The organism is Streptomyces sp. NPDC005496 (assembly GCF_042872045.1).
GTDB lineage: Bacteria > Actinomycetota > Actinomycetes > Streptomycetales > Streptomycetaceae > Streptomyces.
In genome coordinates, this window is record NZ_JBIAJQ010000002.1 from 716,490 (window position 1) to 735,009 (window position 18,520).

Sequence of the window (18,520 nt, forward strand, 5' to 3'; positions counted from 1 at the left end):
CCCATGGACCACCGCCTCTCCCCCGAGCTCGAAGAACTCCGGCGTACGGTCGAGGAGTTCGCGCACGACGTCGTCGCGCCGAAGATCGGTGACTTCTACGAGCGGCACGAGTTCCCGTACGAGATCGTGCGGGAGATGGGCCGCATGGGGCTGTTCGGCCTGCCGTTCCCCGAGGAGTACGGCGGCATGGGCGGTGACTACCTGGCGCTCGGCATCGCCCTGGAGGAACTGGCCCGGGTGGACTCCTCGGTGGCCATCACGCTGGAGGCCGGCGTCTCGCTCGGGGCGATGCCCCTGCACCTCTTCGGCACGCCCGAGCAGAAGGCCGAGTGGCTGCCGCGGCTGTGCTCCGGCGAGATGCTCGGCGCCTTCGGCCTGACGGAGCCCGACGGCGGCTCGGACGCGGGCGCGACGCGGACGACGGCGCGGCTCGACGAGGACACCGACGAATGGGTGATCAACGGCACCAAGTGCTTCATCACCAACTCCGGTACGGACATCACCGGACTGGTGACGGTCACCGCGGTGACCGGCCGCAAGGCGGACGGCCGGCCGCGCATCTCCTCGATCATCGTGCCGTCCGGCACCCCCGGGTTCACGGTCGCCGCCCCGTACTCGAAGGTCGGCTGGAACGCCTCGGACACCCGTGAGCTGTCCTTCGCCGACGTCCGCGTACCGGCGGCGAACCTGCTCGGCGAGGAGGGCCGCGGGTACGCGCAGTTCCTGCGCATCCTGGACGAGGGGCGCGTAGCCATCTCGGCGCTCGCGACGGGTCTCGCGCAGGGCTGTGTGGACGAGTCGGTGAAGTACGCGAAGGAACGGCACGCGTTCGGGCGCAGCATCGGCGCGTACCAGGCGATCCAGTTCAAGATCGCCGACATGGAGATGAAGGCGCACACGGCCCGGCTCGCCTGGCGTGACGCGGCGTCCCGGCTGGTCAGCGGGGAGCCGTTCAAGAAGGAGGCGGCGCTCGCCAAGCTGTACTCGTCCACCGTGGCCGTCGACAACGCGCGCGAGGCGACGCAGATCCACGGCGGGTACGGCTTCATGAACGAGTACCCGGTGGCCCGGATGTGGCGCGACTCCAAGATCCTGGAGATCGGCGAGGGCACCAGCGAAGTCCAGCGGATGCTGATCGCCCGGGAGTTGGGCCTCGTGGGCTGACGCACCGGCACCTCCGCGCGCGGGCCCGTGGGCCGGTGCCCGGCGACCCGCCCTCTGGACAACTTCTGAGGTTAGGCTAACCTACCTTCGAACTTGTCCGGCGGGCGGATCGCCCCGTGCCGAAAGCAGCCACACTCATGCCCAAGCCCCGTGCCAACCTCCTCTCCCGCCGCGGCATCCTGGCCGCGGGCGGCGCCCTCGGCCTCGGCGCCGCGCTCGCCGCGTGCGGCGACGACGACGCGAAAAGCGGTGGCTCGGGCAAGGCCTCGACGTCGGGCAAGTCCGGCCCCTGGTCCTTCAAGGACGACCGCGGCCAGACCGCCAAGGCCGACAAGGTCCCGGCGAACATCGTCGCCTTCACCGGTGTCGCCGCCGCGCTGTTCGACTACGGCATCGAGGTCAAGGGCGTCTTCGGCCCGACGAAGACCAAGGACGGCAAGGCCGACGTCCAGGCCGGCGACATGGACATCAGCAAGCTGACGATCCTCGGCAACGAGTACGGCCAGTTCAACATCGAGAAGTACGCGGCCCTCGCGCCCGACGTCCTGATCTCCACGATGTTCGACGACGCGGGCACGCTCTGGTACGTCCCCGCGGAGTCCAAGGACAAGATCGCCAAGGTCGGCGCCCCGAGCGTCGGCATCTCCGTCTACGACCGGCAGATGACCGGCCCCCTGGAGCGGATGCTCGCGCTCGCCGAGTCGCTCGGCGCCGACGTCACGTCCGCCAAGGTCACCAAGGCCAAGAAGCGCTTCGAGGACGCGGCCGCCAAACTGCGCGCGGCCGCCAAGGCCAACCCGGACATCAAGGTCCTCATCGGCTCCGCGAGCCAGGACATCTTCTACGTCTCCGGCTCCAACCTCTCCGTGGACCTGGAGTACTTCAAGGCGCTCGGCGTGAACATCGTCGAGCCCCCGGCGAAGACCCTGAAGGCCAGCGGCGGCTGGTTCGAGAACCTGAGCTGGGAAAACGTCGACAAGTACGACGCGGACATCATCATGATGGACAACCGCTCCGCGACCATCCAGCCCGCCGACATCACCAAGGGCACCTGGAAGAAGCTCCCGGCCGTGAAGGCGGGCCAGGTGATCCCCCGGGTCACGGAGCCGATCTTCTCCTACGACAAGTGCGCCCCGATCCTCGAGGACCTCGCGGCCGCCATCGAGAAGGCCAAGAAGGTCAGCTGACCCGCCGCGGGCTGCCCGGCCCCCGGCCGGGCCGCCCGGACGACAACCGCCCCCTGACGACGACTCAGGAGCACACATGACGACGGCCGTGGCCGCCCCGTTCCGTTTCTTCTCCCTCCAGGTGGCACGGACGAGGCGGCTCGGCCCGTCGCTGCTCCGGGTCACCTTCGCGGGCTCCGACCTGCACGCCTTCCTCTCCGACGGCCGCGATCAGAGCCTGTCGCTCTTCCTGCCGCATCCCGGGCAGAGCGAGCCCGCCGTCCCGGTCGAGCTCGGCGACGGCTGGTGGCAGGGCTGGCGCGAACTCCCGGACGACGTACGGGCGGTGATGCGCTCGTACACGCTGCGGGGACTGCGCCGCGACGCGCTGGGCCGCACCACCGAGATCGACATCGACTTCGCGCTGCACGGCGTGGACCCGGGCGCGGCCTCCCCCGCCGGTCCCGCCTCGCGCTGGGCGGCGGGCGCGCGGGCCGGTGACCGCGTCCTGCTGCTCGGACCGGCCGTCGAGGACAACAGGGCGATCCGCTTCCGCCCGCCCGAGGACACCGACCTGGTGGTCCTGTGGGCCGACGAGACGGCCGTGCCCGCGGCCTCCGCCGTCTTGGAGTCGCTGCCGGCCGGCACGCGCGTCCGCGCCTGGCTGGAGGTCCCCGCCGCCGGCGACATCCAGGACGTGGTGACCGACGCCGACGCCGAGATCACCTGGCTGGTGCGCGCCGACACCTCCCGCGCCGCGAGCGCCGAGGACGCCTCGACTCCCCTCGCCCTGGACGCGATCCGGGACGCCGGACTCCCCTGCGCCCGCGCGCCGTACGCCTGGATCGCCGGCGAGTCCGGCTGCGTCAAGGCGCTGCGCCGCCACCTCGTGCGCGAGTGCGGCGTCGACCGCCGCCGGGTCACGTTCGTCGGTTACTGGCGGCGCGGGCTGACCGAGGAGCAGCTGCGGGAGCGGGAGTGAGTCGCGAGCCGCGCCGAGACGCTCGCCCCTGAAAGACGCAGGTGGGGTGGGGTCGCACGATCGACTTAGGTTAGGCTAACCTAAGTTGAAAGCGCGACTTCGCCCCTTTCCCTTGTCCCGCCCCGCTCCCGTCCGGCTCGGACTCTCCCGCACGGAGGACCCCCACATGCGCTCGCACCTGCTCAATGACACGACCGCGGAGCGGTACCGCCGTTCCGTGATTGAAGGAGTCGAGCGGGTGGCGGCCAAACTCGCCACCACCGGCCGTCCGTTCACCGGCGTCACGGTCGACGAACTCGCGCCCCGCATCGACCGGATCGACCTGGACCGCCCGCTGCACGACACCACCGCGGTCCTCGACGAACTGGAGGAGGTCTACCTCCGGGACGCCGTCTACTTCCACCACCCCCGCTACCTCGCGCACCTCAACTGCCCGGTCGTGATCCCGGCCGTGCTCGGCGAGGCCGTCCTGTCCGCCGTCAACTCCTCACTCGACACCTGGGACCAGTCCGCGGGCGGCACCCTCATCGAGCGCAGGCTCGTCGACTGGACCGCCGAGCGCATCGGCCTCGGCCCGGCCGCCGACGGCGTCTTCACCAGCGGCGGCACCCAGTCCAACCTCCAGGCGCTGCTGCTGGCCCGCGAGGAGGCCAAGGCCGACGACCTCGGGTCCCTGCGCATCTTCGCCTCCGAGGTCAGCCACTTCAGCGTCCGGAAGTCCGCCAAACTCCTCGGCCTGAGCGCGGACAGCGTCGTCTCCGTCCCCGTCGACCACGACAAGCGGATGCAGACCCTTGCCCTCGCGCACGAACTGGACCGCTGCAAGCGCGAGGGCCTCACCCCCATGGCCGTCGTCGCCACCGCCGGCAGCACCGACTTCGGCTCCATCGACCCGCTCCCCGAGATCGCGGAGCTGTGCGCCCGGTCCGGCGCCTGGATGCACGTGGACGCCGCCTACGGCTGCGGACTGCTCACCTCGCTGAAGAACCGGGACCGCCTCGACGGCATCGAGCGCGCCGACTCGGTCACCGTCGACTACCACAAGTCCTTCTTCCAGCCCGTGAGTTCCTCCGCGGTGCTGGTCCGCGACGCCTCCACGCTGCGCCACGCCACCTACCACGCGGAGTACCTCAACCCCCGGCGCATGGTGCAGGAGCGCATCCCCAACCAGGTCGACAAGTCCCTGCAGACCACGCGCCGCTTCGACGCCCTCAAGCTGTGGATGACGCTGCGCGTGATGGGCGCCGACGGCATCGGGGAGCTCTTCGACGAGGTCTGCGACCTGGCCGCCGAGGGCTGGGAGCTGCTCGCCGCCGACCCGCGCTTCGACGTGGTCGTCCGGCCGTCGCTGTCCACCCTCGTCTTCCGCTACATCCCGGCCGCCGTCACCGACCCCGCCGAGATCGACCGCGCCAACCTGTACGCCCGCAAGGCCCTGTTCGCCTCCGGTGACGCCGTCGTCGCGGGCACCAAGGTCGGCGGCCGCCACTACCTGAAGTTCACGTTGCTCAATCCCGAGACCACGGCCGACGACATCGCCGCCGTACTCGGTCTGATCGCCGGCCACGCCGAGCAGTACCTGGGAGAGTCCCTTGACCGCGCTTCCTGAATCCACCCGCGTGCACGACTTCGTGGGGATCGGGCTGGGTCCCTTCAACCTCGGCCTCGCCTGCCTCACCGAGCCGATCGCCGAACTGGACGGCGTCTTCCTGGAGTCCAAGCCGGACTTCGAGTGGCACTCCGGGATGTTCCTGGAGGGCGCCCACCTCCAGACCCCCTTCATGTCGGACCTCGTCACGCTCGCCGACCCGACCTCCCCGTACTCCTTCCTCAACTACCTGAAGGAATCGGGCCGTCTGTACGCGTTCTACATCCGGGAGAACTTCTACCCGCTGCGCGTCGAGTACGACGACTACTGCCGCTGGGCCGCCTCCAAGCTGAGCTGCGTCCGCTTCGGCACGACGGTGGCGGAGGTGACGTACGACGAGGGCGCCGAGGTGTACGCCGTGCGCACCGAGGGCGGCGAGACGTACCGCGCCCGCCACCTGGTCCTCGGCACCGGCACTCCCCCGTACGTCCCCGAGGCGTGCGCCGGCCTCGGCGGCGACTTCATCCACAACTCCCGCTACATGCAGCACAAGCGGGAGCTCCAGCGGAAGAAGTCGATCACGCTGGTCGGCAGCGGCCAGTCCGCTGCCGAGATCTACCACGACCTGCTGAGCGAGATCGACGTCCACGGCTACCAGCTGAACTGGGTGACGCGCTCGCCGCGCTTCTTCCCGCTCGAATACACCAAGCTGACGCTGGAGATGACCTCCCCGGAGTACATCGACTACTTCCACGCGCTGCCCGAGCCGACCCGCTACCGCCTCCAGGAGGAGCAGAAGGGCCTGTTCAAGGGCATCGACGGGGAGCTGATCGACGCGATCTTCGACCTGCTCTACCAGAAGAACGTCGGCGGCCCGGTCCCCACCCGGCTGCTCACCAACTCCTCGCTGCACAGGGCGGAGTACCGGGACGGCACGTACACGCTCGGACTGCGCCAGGAGGAGCAGCAGAAGGACTACGAGCTCGCCTCCGAGGGGCTGATCCTGGCCACCGGCTACAAGTACACCGAGCCGGAGTTCCTCAAGCCGGTCCGGGACCGGCTGCGCTACGACTCCCGCAACAACTTCGACGTGGCCCGCAACTACGCCGTCGACGTCACCGGCCGCGGGGTCTTCCTGCAGAACGCCGGCGTGCACACCCACAGCATCACGAGTCCCGACCTGGGCATGGGCGCGTACCGCAACGCGTACATCATCCGGGAGCTGCTCGGCACCGAGTACTACCCCGTCGAGAAGACGATCGCGTTCCAGGAGTTCGCTGTATGAGCACCCGTTTCACCTTCCGCCCGCTCGACCCCCTGAAGGACGCCGTGCTGCTGCACGGCTGGGTCACGCATCCCAAGGCGGCCTTCTGGATGATGCAGGACGCCGCACTCGAGGACGTCGAGCGCGAGTACATGGCGATCGCCGCGCACGAGCACCACGACGCGTTCCTCGGGCTGTCGGACGGCGAGCCCGCGTTCCTGATGGAGCGCTACGACCCGAGGTACGTCGAGCTCGTCGGCCTGTACGAGCCCGAGCCGGGCGACGTCGGCATGCACTTCCTGGTGCCGCCGACCGACACCCCCGTGCACGGGTTCACCCGGGCGGTGATCACCGCGGTGATGGACGAGCTGTTCGCCGACCCGCGCACCCGGCGGGTCGTGGTCGAGCCCGACGTGTCCAACAAGGCCGTGCACGCGCTGAACGCGGCCGTCGGCTTCGTCCCCGACCGCGAGATAGACAAGCCGGAGAAGCGGGCGCTGCTGAGCTTCTGCACCCGGGAGCAGTACCTGACGGCCCGCGAGGCGGCGGTCCTCGCCGCCGTCCGAGGAGTGGCGACATGACCCTGTCCGACGCCGTGGCCCACCTCTCCCCCGAGCGCTGGGCCGAGGCCAACCGCCTGCTGATCCGCAAGGCGCTCGCCGAGTTCGCCCACGAGCGGCTGATCACGCCGCTGCCGCGGGGCGGCGACCGCTACACCGTCCACAGCGACGACGGGCTCACCCGCTACGGCTTCACCGCCCGCCGCCGCGCGCTCGACCACTGGGAGGTGGACGCGGCGTCCGTCACCCGTCACCGCGACGGACGCGAACTCCCGCTCGCCGCGCTGGACTTCGTCATCGAGCTGCGGTCGTCGCTGGGCCTGAGCGACGAGGTCCTGCCGGTCTACCTGGAGGAGATCTCCTCCACCCTGTCCGGCACCTGCTTCAAGCTCACCAAGCCGCGGACCAGCTCCGCCGACCTGGCGAGGAGCGGCTTCCAGGCCATCGAGACCGGGATGACCGAGGGCCACCCCTGCTTCGTCGCCAACAACGGCCGGCTCGGCTTCGGCGTGCACGAGTACCTCTCGTACGCGCCGGAGACCGCGAGCCCGGTCCGGCTGGTGTGGCTGGCCGCGCACCGCTCGCGGGCCGCCTTCACGGCGGGCGTCGGCATCGAGTACGAGTCGTTCGTGCGCGAGGAGCTGGGCGAGGAGACCGTCCGGCGCTTCCACGCCACGCTCACCGCCGAGGGACTCGACCCGGCCGACTACCTCTTCATCCCGGTCCACCCCTGGCAGTGGTGGAACAAGCTCACCGTGACCTTCGCGGCCGAGGTCGCCCGGCGGCACCTGGTCTGCCTCGGCGAGGGCGACGACGAGTACCTGGCCCAGCAGTCGATCCGGACGTTCTTCAACACGAGCAACCCGGAGAAGCACTACGTGAAGACCGCGCTGTCGGTCCTCAACATGGGCTTCATGCGAGGGCTGTCGGCCGCCTACATGGAGGCGACCCCGGCCATCAACGACTGGCTCGCGCAGCTCGTCGACAACGACCCGGTGCTCAAGTCCACCGGCCTGACGGTCATCCGCGAGCGGGCCGCCGTCGGCTACCGCCACCTGGAGTACGAGGCCGCCACCGACCGCTACTCCCCCTACCGCAAGATGCTCGCCGCGCTGTGGCGCGAGAGTCCGGTGACCTCGCTCAGGGAGGGCGAGTCGCTGGCCACGATGGCCTCGCTCGTCCACGTCGACCACGAGGGGGCGTCCTTCGCGGGCGCGCTGATCGAGCGGTCGGGCCTGACCCCGGTCGAGTGGCTGCGCGGCTACCTGCGGGCCTACCTCACGCCCCTGCTGCACAGCTTCTACGCCTACGACCTCGTCTACATGCCGCACGGCGAGAACGTGATCCTGGTCCTGGAGGACGGCGCGGTCCGGCGGGCGGTCTACAAGGACATCGCCGAGGAGATCGCGGTCATGGACCCGGACGCGGTGCTGCCGCCCGCGGTCGAGCGGATCCGCGTGGAGGTGCCCGAGGACACGAAGCTGCTGTCGATCTTCACCGACGTCTTCGACTGCTTCTTCCGCTTCCTCGCGGCGAACCTCGCCTCCGAGGGGATCCTCGACGAGGACGGCTTCTGGCGGACGGTCGCCGAGTGCGTGCGCGAGTACCAGGACGCGACGCCCGAACTCGCGGACAAGTTCCGCCAGTACGACCTGTTCGCCCCGGAGTTCGCCCTGTCCTGCCTCAACCGGCTCCAGCTGCGCGACAACCGGCAGATGGTGGACCTGGCCGACCCGTCCGGCGCGCTTCAGCTCGTCGGGACCCTGAAGAACCCCATCGCGGGCCTCTGAAAGCCGAGGTGGGGCCCGGGAGACGGTCCTCCCGGGCCCCACCTCCGTCCCGCGTCCCGCGTCCTAGGGGGCGGGCCAGGGCACCTGCGGTGAGCGGTAGTAGTCGATGCCCAGCGCCTCCCAGCGCGGGGCCTGCGCGGCGAGCCGCACCTTGTACGCGTCCCAGTCGTGGGCCGTGGCCGGCGACCAGCCCAGCTCGGCCACGCCGGGCAGGCGCGGGAACGCCATGTACTCGATGTGGTCCGAGTTCAGGATCGTCTCGGTCCACAGCGGCGCCTCGACACCTCGGACGGCCGACGCGGGGGCGCCGGGCAGATAGGCGCCCGGATCCCAGTCGTAGGACCGCCGCACCTCGACGAGACCCGCCCAGTCGAGGCCGAGCGGGGTGTCCGCGGTGTACTTCATGTCGAGGTAGACGCGGTCGGCCGGGGACAGGATCAGCCCCGTCCCGTTCTGGGCGGCCTTCGCGACCTGGGCCTTCTCGGCGGCGCTCGTGTCGTCCAGTCCCCAGTACTGGGCCAGCGCGCCCTTCACCGGGGTGGCGCCGGTCAGCTGGTGCCAGCCGATCACCGTCTTGCCGTACCGGGCGACCACGGGCTGCACCCGCTCCATGAAGGCCACGTAGTCCGCGTGACTGGTGGAGTGCGCCTCGTCGCCGCCGATGTGCAGATAGCGGCCCGGGGTGAGCGCGGCCAGTTCACGGATCACGTCGTCCACGAAGTCGTACGTCACCGGCTTGTCGACGCACAGCGAACTGAAGCCGACCTCGGTGCCGGTGTACAGCTCGGGGGCCACGCCGTCGCAGTTCAGCTCGGCGTACGAGGCGAGGGCCGCGTTGGTGTGCCCCGGCATGTCGATCTCCGGGACGACCTCCAGGTGGCGTGAGGCCGCGTACCGTACGATCCGCCGGTACTGGTCCTTCGTGTAGAACCCGCCCGTTCCGCCGCCGACCTGGGTCGAGCCGCCGTGGGTGGCCAGGCGCGGCCAGGAGTCGATCGCGATGCGCCAGCCCTGGTCGTCGGAGAGATGCAGATGCAGCTTGTTGATCTTGTAGAGCGCCAGCTGGTCGATGTACCGCTCTACCTGGGCGACCGTGAAGAAGTGCCGGGAGACGTCGAGCATCGCGCCGCGGTAGCCGTAGCGCGGGGCGTCCTTGACGGTGCCGCCCGCGACGAGCCAGGGGCCGGGCTGCGCGGACCTCTTCTCGACCGCGGCCGGCAGGAGCTGGCGCAGCGTCTGGACGCCGTGGAAGAGCCCGGCTGCCTTGCGCGCGGTGATGGTGACGCCGGATCTGCCGCTGTCGAGGCGGTAGCCCTCGTCGCCCAGTGCGCGCGCGGAGTTCGAGCCGAGCCGCAGCCGGATGCCGTCCCCGCCGCGCGAGGTGACGGGCAGCCGGTAGCCGGTGGAGGGCCGCAGCACGTCCGCGAGGTACTCGCCGACGCGGCGGGCCCCGGGCGAGTCGTCGACGCGGATGCGGGTGTCGCCGGTGATGCGGTACGGCGCCCCCTTCGCCTCGACCGAGAGGGGGGCCGGGACGACCTGGCCCAGCGGGACGGGGACGCCGGTCGCGGCAGGAGCCGCGCCGACGACGGAGATACCGGCAGCCACCACGAGCAGCAGCGTACCGAGCAGGCGGGGCGTTCTGTGGTGCTGTCTCACATGCGCTCCCTTCCATGAAGCTCCACGAGCTCCGGTGGGGTCCCCTGGTCTGGACCCGGATCGGTATAGACCACTCTCCCGCACAGCCGGTGAAACAATCCCTCTCATGGCGGAAATCATCCAGCGGGACGGCACGTGGACCTTCGAGGGCGACGCACTGCGCCTGACTCCGGGCCGCGACAAGAGCGTCGGCCTGCTGCGCCGGACACTGGGTGAACTGACCGTCCCCCTTGAGGCGTTGGCGGGCATCTCCTTCGAACAGGGCCGTAAGGCGGGCCGGTTGCGGCTGCGGCTGCGCGAGGGCGCGGACCCGCTGCTCCAGGCGACCGGAGGCAGGCTCACCGACGCGGCCGACCCGTACCAGCTCGTGGTCGAGTCGGACCGCTACGGGGTGGCCGAGTACCTGGTGGAGGAGGTCCGCAACTCCCTGCTCCTGGAGGGGATTCCGGCGGACCCGGTGGCCTCGTACCTGCTGCCCGGCCCCGCGGTGCCGCTGTCGGTGTCCGCGGGCGACGGCACGGCGGGCTTCGACGGGGAGCGGGTGCGCCTGGAGTGGAACTGGAAGACGGAGGACGCGAAAGCGGCGGCCGGCGCCCGCACCCTCGCCGTCACCGACATCATCGGCGTGGAGTGGCAGCCCTCGGTCGGCCTGGAGGACGGCTACCTGCGCTTCACGGTGCGCGGCGAGCGGACGAAGGTGCCGCCGAAGTACGACCCCAACTCCGTGCAGCTGTGGGGCTTCCGGAAGGACCCGCTGATGGCGCTGGTGGCGGCGGCGGTGCAGGCCCGGCTTCCGCACCCGGCCGCCGCCGCGCGGGAGGCACCGCCGGAGAGCCCGAAGGCGCTCACCGCCGGAGAGCCGGCCGAGGACGGCCATGACGCCCTGCTGCGCCGGCTGCGTGAACTGGGCGAGCTGCACCGCTCGGGCGTCCTGACGGACGAGGAGTTCGCGCTGGCCAAGCAGGCGGTCCTCAGGAGGATGTGAGGACCGCCGCCCCGGTGGCTCAGACCCGGCGGGCCACCGTGAACCGGTCGACCTCCTCGCCCGTCTCGGCGATCCCGCGCACCGTCAGCGTGGCGGTGCGGCCCTTCGGCGCGGGCGTCACGTCGACCCGCAGGAACGAGTAGTCGAGGTAGCGCACCCGCGACCAGGCGACCGTCTCGTTCTGCCGGTCGCCGTCGACGCAAACGAACGACGACACCGACTCCAGGTCCTTCTCGTGGCCCTGGTAGGACTCGGTGGCGCTGAACGCGTACAGGCTGCGCCCGGCGGCGCCCGCCGTCACGTACACGACGCCGTCCGTCTCGGGGTACGCGGTGCCGCCGATCGGCAGCTCCTTGGCCACCTTGCCGCCCTTGACGACGTCGGTGCGCTCGTAGACGTGGTTGTGGCCGTTGATCACCAGGTCGACGGTGTACTTCTCGAAGAGCGGCACCCACTCGTCGCGGACCCCGCCCTCGGAGGCGTGGGCGGTGGAGGTGCAGTACGCGCAGTGGTGGAAGAAGACGACGACGAAGTCGATGTCCTTCGCGGCCCGGTACTTCTTGAGCTGCGCCTCCAGCCACTTCGTCTGGGTGCCGCCGGAGATGCCGAGGTTGGCCGGGATCTCGAAGGAGATGTCGTTGGCGTCCAGCGAGATCACGGCGGTGTTGCCGTGCGTGAAGGTGTAGACGCCGGGCAGGTTCGCCTTGTCCGGGCCGTTCTCCGGCAGCTGCCAGCGCGCCTCCTCGCCGCCGTAGCCGTTGGGCGAGTACCAGGCCTCCATGTCGTGGTTGCCGTAACTGACCATCCACGGCACCTGCTTGGCGACCGACTCGGTCTGGGCGAGGAACTGGTCCCAGGTGCGCGAGTCGAAGCCGGTGTCGGCGCTCTTGCCCTGGCCCGCGGGGTCGGCGTAGGCGATGTCGCCCGCGTGCAGGTGGAAGGCGGGGTTCTGGGCGAGGATCAGGCTGTCGTTGGCCAGGCCGTGGTAGCTGACGCCCTGGTCGCCGAAGGCCGTGAAGGTGAACGGCCGCGCGTGCGCGGGGGCGGTGGTGAAGGTGCCGAGGGTGCCTGCGAGGTGGGCGGACGCCGGGTCGAAGCCGTCGTGGCCGACGCCGTAGTAGTAGGTCCTGCCCGGGCGCAGCCGGGTGAGGCGGGCGTGCAGGTAGTACTGGGTGTGGTCGCCGCTCGCGCCGACGCCGGCCGGCGTGAACAGCTCGCGGACCTCGGCCTCGATCTTGCGGGAGAGGTCCCAGGGGTGCGCGCCGATGCGGATGTAGGGCCTGCGGACGGCGACCGGGACCTGCCAGGAGACCGTCATCTCGGTGCGCGGGTCGGCGCCGTAGGCGAGGTGGCGGCCGAAGGGGGCGACGAGGGCGCCGTCCACCTTCCCGGTGCTCGTCGCCCGGGCGGGTGCCGCGGACGACGCGGTCGCGGCCCGCGCGCTCGCGCCCGGTACGAAGACGCCGCCGGCGACGGCGCCGAGGGTGACGGCGCCGCCGCGCATCATCGTGCGCCGCGAGAAGCGCGCCCGGAGGTATTCGTGCTGCTCGGCCATGCTCATCCGGTCGGCGAGCCGCTCCGGTACGCCCATGCGTGGTATGTCCATGGAGCCAGAAGTTGCTCCAGGCAAGCAACGCTTCGCGGGACGCAGGGTGGACAGCTCGCAAACAGCGGTCCATAAGAGTTTCAACACTGCCCTGCCCGATATCGGGCAGGTTTCTTGCGAAACGCCTTCCCGTACCCCAGGATCAACGGGTGCACGACGAACTTGTTGATCACCTGACGCGCTCCACCGCCCTGAACCGGGGCGAGGCACTGCGGGTGGTCCAGGACGTGCTCGCCTACTTCGACGAGACGACCGAGGAATACGTCCGTCGCCGCCACCGCGAGCTCCAGGCCCAGGGCCTGGTGAACACGTCGATCTTCGAACGGATCGAGGCGGACCTGAAGTACCGCGCGGTCGCGCCTCCCGAGCTCACGCTCCGGCAGCTGCGCCGCATCGTCTACGGCTGACCGCCCGACGGCGGACCCGGACGACACAGCGAACAGAACGACAGAGGGGAACCGGAAGACGTATGTGCGGAATCGTCGGTTACATCGGCAGGCGTGACGTGGCACCACTGCTCCTGGAGGGCCTGCAGCGCCTGGAGTACCGGGGCTACGACTCGGCGGGCATCGTCGTCACCACCCCCAAGGCGGCCGGCCTGAAGATGGTGAAGGCCAAGGGCCGGGTCCGCGACCTGGAGGCCAAGGTCCCCGCGCGCTTCAAGGGCACCACCGGCATCGCGCACACCCGCTGGGCCACCCACGGCGCCCCCTCCGACGTGAACGCGCACCCGCACCTCTCGCACGACGGCAAGGTCGCCGTCGTCCACAACGGCATCATCGACAACGCCGGCGACCTGCGCAGGAAGCTGGAGGCCGACGGCGTGGAGTTCCTCTCCGAGACGGACACCGAGGTCCTCACCCACCTCATCGCCCGCTCGCAGGCCGAGAAGCTGGAGGACAAGGTCCGCGAGGCGCTGCGCGTCATCGAGGGCACCTACGGCATCGCGGTCCTGCACGCCGACTTCCCCGAGCGCATCGTGGTGGCCCGCAACGGCTCCCCCGTCGTCCTCGGCATAGGCGAGAAGGAGATGTTCGTCGCCTCGGACGTCGCCGCGCTCGTCACCCACACCCGCCAGATCGTCACCCTCGACGACGGCGAGATGGCCACCCTCAAGGCCGACGACTTCCGCACGTACACCACCGAGGGCACCCGCACCACGGCCGAGCCGACCACCGTGGAGTGGGAGGCCGAGTCGTACGACATGGGCGGCCACGACACGTACATGCACAAGGAGATCCACGAGCAGGCCGACGCCGTGGACCGCGTGCTGCGCGGCCGCATCGACGACCGCTTCTCCACCGTGCACCTCGGCGGCCTGAACCTGGACGCCCGCGAGGCGCGCCAGATCCGCCGGGTGAAGATCCTCGGCTGCGGCACCTCGTACCACGCGGGCATGATCGGCGCCCAGATGATCGAGGAGCTGGCCCGTATCCCCGCGGACGCCGAGCCCGCCTCCGAGTTCCGCTACCGCAACGCGGTCGTGGACCCCGACACCCTCTACGTCGCGGTCTCCCAGTCGGGTGAGACCTACGACGTGCTGGCGGCCGTCCAGGAGCTCAAGCGCAAGGGCGCCCGCGTCCTCGGCGTGGTCAACGTCGTCGGTTCGGCGATCGCCCGCGAGGCCGACGGCGGCATGTACGTGCACGCCGGCCCCGAGGTGTGCGTCGTCTCCACCAAGTGCTTCACCAACACCACGGTGGCCTTCGCGCTGCTCGCGCTGCACCTGGGCCGCACCCGCGACCTGTCGGTGCGCGACGGCAAGCGGATCATCGAGGGCCTGCGCAAGCTGCCCGCCCAGATCTCCGAGATCCTGGAGCGCGAGGACGAGATCAAGAAGCTGGCCGAGAACTACGCCGAGGCCCGCTCGATGCTCTTCATCGGCCGGGTGCGCGGCTACCCGGTGGCCCGCGAGGCCTCGCTGAAGCTGAAGGAGGTCTCGTACATCCACGCCGAGGCCTATCCCGCCTCCGAGCTGAAGCACGGCCCGCTCGCGCTCATCGAGCCCGCGCTGCCGACCGTCGCGATCGTCCCGGACGACGACCTGCTGGAGAAGAACCGCGCCGCGCTGGAGGAGATCAAGGCCCGCAGCGGCAAGATCCTCGCCGTCGCCCACCGCGAGCAGGAGAAGGCCGACCAGACGATCGTCGTCCCGAAGAACGAGGACGAGCTCGACCCGATCCTCATGGGCATCCCGCTCCAGCTCCTCGCCTACCACACGGCGCTGGCCCTGGGCCGGGACATCGACAAGCCGCGCAACCTGGCCAAGTCGGTGACGGTGGAGTAATCCGCCCGCCGGACACGGGACTTGGGCCCGCCGGAGCGTGAACGACCCCCTGCGTGTGCCACCTTCGCGCAGGGGGTCGCTCTGTCAGGGCCGGGGCCGCCCATTGCCCCGGCCCGCGCCTGCTTCAGCCGGTGGCCGTCACCCCCCGGCCGGCGGCGCGTCCGCGAGGGTCCCGGGCCGACATACCGGGACCGGCGACCGGTATATGCCCTTCACAAAGGCACAAACACCTCTACGCGTCGGTAGATTGACGCGATACGGCGAGGGAACCGAGCTACCCGCCCCTCATCCCACCTGGGACGGGAGCGAGTTGCACTCGAAGGGCGCGTGAGGGGCGCGGCGCGCTAGGGGATGACGACGACGGGCCGCCGGGCGCGCTTGGCGAGCCGGCCGGCCACCGAGCCGAAGATGCGCCCGACGATGCCGTGCGTGGAGCCGACGACGATCGCGTCCGCCTCGTACTCCTGCCCCACCTCTTCGAGCTCGTGGCAGATGTCGCCCCCGCGCTCGACGAGGATCCAGGGCACCTCGGACAGGTACTCCGCGCAGGCGAGCTCCAGCCCGAGGACCTCGGTGCGGTGGTCCGGCACGTCCACGAAGACGGGGGGCTCGCAGCCCGCCCAGACGGTGGTCGGCAGCCGGTTGGCCACGTGCACGATGATCAGGCCCGAACCGGAGCGGTGGGCCATGCCGATCGCGTACGCGAGCGCCCGCTCGCTGGACGTGGAGCCGTCGAAGCCGACGACCACGCCGTGCTTGAACGCGGGGTCGCAGGAACGACGTGGCTCTTCCGCCGCCAAGGGCTCGGCCGCCGTGGGATCGGCGAGCGGGCGCTTGCGGTCCGCGGGATCGAAGAATTCGTGACCGGCCATGAGTGTCTCGGCGTGTGGATCCTCGTGGGTGGGACGACAGAGAGCGGCGGAGCTGTGTGTCCGGGAATCACCTTCCCAACCCCATACCCCCAAGGGTACGGCGGCACGCCTCCTCTGCCCATATCCCGCGCCTGCCGCGCGGGGTTCCAGGGAGCATGCATGAGGGGGCGCCCGTAACGCAATGGTTGCTGCCCCGTACAGGCGGTTTGCACGGGGTTCACCCGAGCGCGGCCCGGACCCCGGCCCGACGCGGCGGGGCGGGGTCCGGCCGGTCTTCGGCGTCCGGGCAGTGACCGGGCGCTCGAACACGCGTTGAACCGGGTGAGCCACGACCATGGGAAGCACGGGAGCACCAGGGAGCACAGCGTGCCCGCACCAGAGACCGCGTCCCAGTCCGCCCCCGCGCCGCGTCCGCCCGCGCCGCCCCCGCAGGACACGGCGAGCGACGTCGTGCGCTGGGCCGCCTTCAGCTGCGTCCTGGTCCCCGTGGTGCTCGTCCTGTACGGCACCTCGCTCGCCGGCGCGGCCGGCACGGCGCTCGGGCTCGGAGCGGTGACCGCCGCCTGCCGGATGCTGCTGAGGCAGTCCGAACGGGGCGCCGCCCGGCTGCGCGCACAGGAGGAGCCGCAGCACCGCGGGCGGCACGGCCGGCCCGGTCCGCCGCGGGGCGAGGGCCCCGGCAGGAGCGAGTGGGGACGGGGCGGCGCGCACGCGATGGCCGGCGGCCACGGCGGGCGGGGTGGTTCCCACGGGGCTGCCGGGGCACACGGGAGGAACGGTCCCGGGGCGCACAGAGGCGGCCGTCGAACAGGGGGAGATACGCCGGTCGACTGACCGGTTTGTGCGCACGCCCCCGCTTCTTTTCAGCCAACTTCACTTACCGGCGCATGGCTTGGTCGAACGACCCCCCAACCCCCGTTCCACCTGCACGGACAGGGTCGCCGGGGACATGCGCACCCTATGGGGACCGGCCACCGGCACAAGGCGCACTTCCCTGCACGGCCCACGAGTGCAACGCTTCGTGATCGAATGCTTCACGCCAAGTTGCCATGTCGACAATGTGCCGGATGGTGAACTGGTCACGCCGGCACCACGCGACACAGTAGATTCGATCATGACTGTCTTACGGCGGGGGACTCGTGCAGGACCGAGGGGAAACGTGTTGGAGCGACAGACCCGAAAGGTTAAGGGTGCCGCGACCACCGAGGGGGGCTTAGCAGTATGAGCCACGACTCCGCTGCCGCGCCGGAAGCCGCGGCCCGGAAACTCTCCGGGCGACGCCGCAAGGAGATCGTCGCGGTGCTGCTGTTCAGCGGCGGCCCCATCTTCGAGAGCTCCATACCGCTGTCGGTGTTCGGCATCGACCGCCAGGACGCGGGCGTACCGCGTTACCGCCTCCTGGTGAGCGCGGGTGAGGAAGGCCCACTGCGGACCACAGGGGGCCTCGAACTCACCGCGCCACACGGGCTGGAGGCGATCTCACGGGCGGGCACCGTCGTCGTACCGGCCTGGCGGTCGATCACCTCGCCGCCACCGGAGGAGGCGCTCGACGCACTGCGCCGGGCGCACGAGGAGGGGGCCCGCATCGTCGGGCTGTGCACCGGCGCCTTCGTGCTGGCCGCCGCCGGGCTGCTGGACGGACGGCCGGCCACCACCCACTGGATGTACGCGCCGACGCTGGCCAAGCGCTATCCGTCGGTGCACGTCGACCCACGCGAGCTGTTCGTGGACGACGGGGACGTACTGACCTCGGCCGGCACCGCGGCCGGAATCGATCTCTGTCTGCACATCGTGCGGACGGACCACGGCAACGAGGCGGCCGGCGCGCTGGCCCGCCGGCTGGTGGTCCCCCCGCGCCGGAGCGGCGGCCAGGAGCGCTACCTCGACCGCTCTTTACCGGAGGAGATCGGCGCCGACCCGCTCGCCGAGGTCGTCGCCTGGGCGCTGGAGCACCTCCACGAGCAGTTCGACGTGGAGACCCTCGCCGCGCGCGCCTACATGAGCCGGCGGACCTTCGACCGCCGCTTCCGCTCGCTCACCGGCAGCGCTCCGCTGCAATGGCTGATCACGCAGCGGGTGCTCCAGGCGCAGCGGCTGCTGGAGACGTCGGACTACTCGGTGGACGAGGTCGCGGGCCGCTGCGGCTTCCGCTCGCCGGTGGCGCTGCGCGGGCACTTCCGCCGCCAGCTCGGCTCCTCGCCCGCCGCGTACCGCGCCGCCTACCGGGCGCGCCGTCCGCAGGGCGACCGGCCCTCCGACCTGGACGGCTCCGCGGGGCCGCCGGGACCGGCTCCCGCGCTGCACCAGGAGAGCCCGGTGCCGCTGCAGACCCGGCGTACGGCGGCCGCCGGCGCGATCGGCCCGTCCACCTCGCTGTCCACGGACCCGGCCAAGCACGGCCAGGACTTCTACGCGGCGGGCCGACCGAGCCTGCCGGGGCAGCGCAGCGCGCCGTAGCACCGGCCGGGCGGGGGCCCACGGGCTCCCGCCCGGACCGTCCGTGCGCCCCCGGCCGGGCGGGGCCGGGGCGCCCGGGCGGGCCGGCGGGGCGGCGCGGGGCGGTGGGGTAGACACAAGACCCCAAGCACGGTGTGGGT

General features: G+C 71.0%; 15 protein-coding genes. 12 read left to right on the forward strand and 3 right to left on the reverse strand.

Features of this window, described 5'->3' with window-relative positions; translation table 11 throughout:
• Positions 1 to 3: 3 nt before the first annotated feature.
• The 7 genes from ACFYQQ_RS07635 to ACFYQQ_RS07665 all read left to right on the forward strand — a co-directional run bounded on the left by ACFYQQ_RS07635 (position 4) and on the right by ACFYQQ_RS07665 (position 8,514).
• Entirely contained in the window at positions 4 to 1,164 is a 1,161-nt protein-coding gene (locus ACFYQQ_RS07635) for an acyl-CoA dehydrogenase family protein (protein WP_356164689.1), read from the forward strand.
• Positions 1,165 to 1,301: 137 nt separating this feature from the next.
• Complete coding sequence (locus ACFYQQ_RS07640; protein WP_355787193.1) at positions 1,302 to 2,351, forward strand: ABC transporter substrate-binding protein; 1,050 nt, start codon at positions 1,302 to 1,304, stop codon at positions 2,349 to 2,351.
• A gap of 76 nt (positions 2,352 to 2,427) precedes the next feature.
• On the forward strand, positions 2,428 to 3,312 hold the full coding sequence (locus tag ACFYQQ_RS07645; RefSeq protein WP_355787196.1) for a siderophore-interacting protein: 885 nt from the start codon (positions 2,428 to 2,430) through the stop codon (positions 3,310 to 3,312).
• A 166-nt stretch (positions 3,313 to 3,478) separates the two neighbouring features.
• On the forward strand, positions 3,479 to 4,921 hold the full coding sequence (desA, locus tag ACFYQQ_RS07650; RefSeq protein ID WP_355787199.1) for a lysine decarboxylase DesA: 1,443 nt from the start codon (positions 3,479 to 3,481) through the stop codon (positions 4,919 to 4,921).
• Complete coding sequence (locus ACFYQQ_RS07655; RefSeq protein WP_355787202.1) at positions 4,905 to 6,185, forward strand: SidA/IucD/PvdA family monooxygenase; 1,281 nt, start codon at positions 4,905 to 4,907, stop codon at positions 6,183 to 6,185. Before desA ends, ACFYQQ_RS07655 begins: the two co-directional genes overlap by 17 nt.
• A complete protein-coding gene (locus tag ACFYQQ_RS07660) occupies positions 6,182 to 6,745 on the forward strand; it encodes a GNAT family N-acetyltransferase (protein WP_355787205.1) in 564 nt (187 codons plus the stop codon). The genes ACFYQQ_RS07655 and ACFYQQ_RS07660 overlap by 4 nt, the downstream gene beginning before the upstream one ends.
• Positions 6,742 to 8,514 carry an IucA/IucC family siderophore biosynthesis protein gene (locus ACFYQQ_RS07665; protein WP_356164678.1) on the forward strand — a complete coding sequence of 591 codons (1,773 nt, stop codon included), beginning with the start codon at positions 6,742 to 6,744 and terminating at the stop codon, positions 8,512 to 8,514. Before ACFYQQ_RS07660 ends, ACFYQQ_RS07665 begins: the two co-directional genes overlap by 4 nt.
• 63 nt (positions 8,515 to 8,577) lie before the next feature.
• Here ACFYQQ_RS07665 and ACFYQQ_RS07670 read toward each other — a convergent pair whose 3' ends face one another.
• The gene (locus ACFYQQ_RS07670) at positions 8,578 to 10,173 is read right to left on the reverse strand and encodes a beta-N-acetylhexosaminidase (protein WP_388903860.1); all 1,596 of its coding nucleotides are present in this window, start codon (positions 10,171 to 10,173) and stop codon (positions 8,578 to 8,580) included.
• Positions 10,174 to 10,279: 106 nt separating this feature from the next.
• Here ACFYQQ_RS07670 and ACFYQQ_RS07675 point away from each other — a divergent pair, with 106 nt between their 5' ends.
• A complete protein-coding gene (locus ACFYQQ_RS07675; protein ID WP_356237644.1) occupies positions 10,280 to 11,158 on the forward strand; it encodes a DUF4429 domain-containing protein in 879 nt (292 codons plus the stop codon).
• A 19-nt stretch (positions 11,159 to 11,177) separates the two neighbouring features.
• On the opposite strand, the gene ACFYQQ_RS07680 is transcribed toward ACFYQQ_RS07675, so the two are convergent.
• Positions 11,178 to 12,749, reverse strand: a complete 1,572-nt coding sequence (locus ACFYQQ_RS07680) for a metallophosphoesterase family protein (protein ID WP_356165062.1) — start codon at positions 12,747 to 12,749, stop codon at positions 11,178 to 11,180.
• A 164-nt stretch (positions 12,750 to 12,913) separates the two neighbouring features.
• Here ACFYQQ_RS07680 and ACFYQQ_RS07685 point away from each other — a divergent pair, with 164 nt between their 5' ends.
• On the forward strand, positions 12,914 to 13,171 hold the full coding sequence (locus ACFYQQ_RS07685) for a hypothetical protein (RefSeq protein WP_356164669.1): 258 nt from the start codon (positions 12,914 to 12,916) through the stop codon (positions 13,169 to 13,171).
• A 62-nt stretch (positions 13,172 to 13,233) separates the two neighbouring features.
• The gene (glmS, locus tag ACFYQQ_RS07690; protein WP_355781743.1) at positions 13,234 to 15,051 is read left to right on the forward strand and encodes a glutamine--fructose-6-phosphate transaminase (isomerizing); all 1,818 of its coding nucleotides are present in this window, start codon (positions 13,234 to 13,236) and stop codon (positions 15,049 to 15,051) included.
• Between the two features lie 344 nt (positions 15,052 to 15,395).
• On the opposite strand, the gene ACFYQQ_RS07695 is transcribed toward glmS, so the two are convergent.
• The gene (locus ACFYQQ_RS07695) at positions 15,396 to 15,923 is read right to left on the reverse strand and encodes a universal stress protein (protein ID WP_355781740.1); all 528 of its coding nucleotides are present in this window, start codon (positions 15,921 to 15,923) and stop codon (positions 15,396 to 15,398) included.
• A gap of 366 nt (positions 15,924 to 16,289) precedes the next feature.
• Here ACFYQQ_RS07695 and ACFYQQ_RS07700 point away from each other — a divergent pair, with 366 nt between their 5' ends.
• Together ACFYQQ_RS07700 and ACFYQQ_RS07705 are read left to right on the forward strand one after the other, a co-directional pair.
• On the forward strand, positions 16,290 to 16,757 hold the full coding sequence (locus ACFYQQ_RS07700) for a hypothetical protein (protein WP_388903863.1): 468 nt from the start codon (positions 16,290 to 16,292) through the stop codon (positions 16,755 to 16,757).
• A gap of 387 nt (positions 16,758 to 17,144) precedes the next feature.
• Positions 17,145 to 18,380, forward strand: a complete 1,236-nt coding sequence (locus tag ACFYQQ_RS07705) for a helix-turn-helix domain-containing protein (protein ID WP_356164665.1) — start codon at positions 17,145 to 17,147, stop codon at positions 18,378 to 18,380.
• Positions 18,381 to 18,520: the final 140 nt, after the last annotated feature.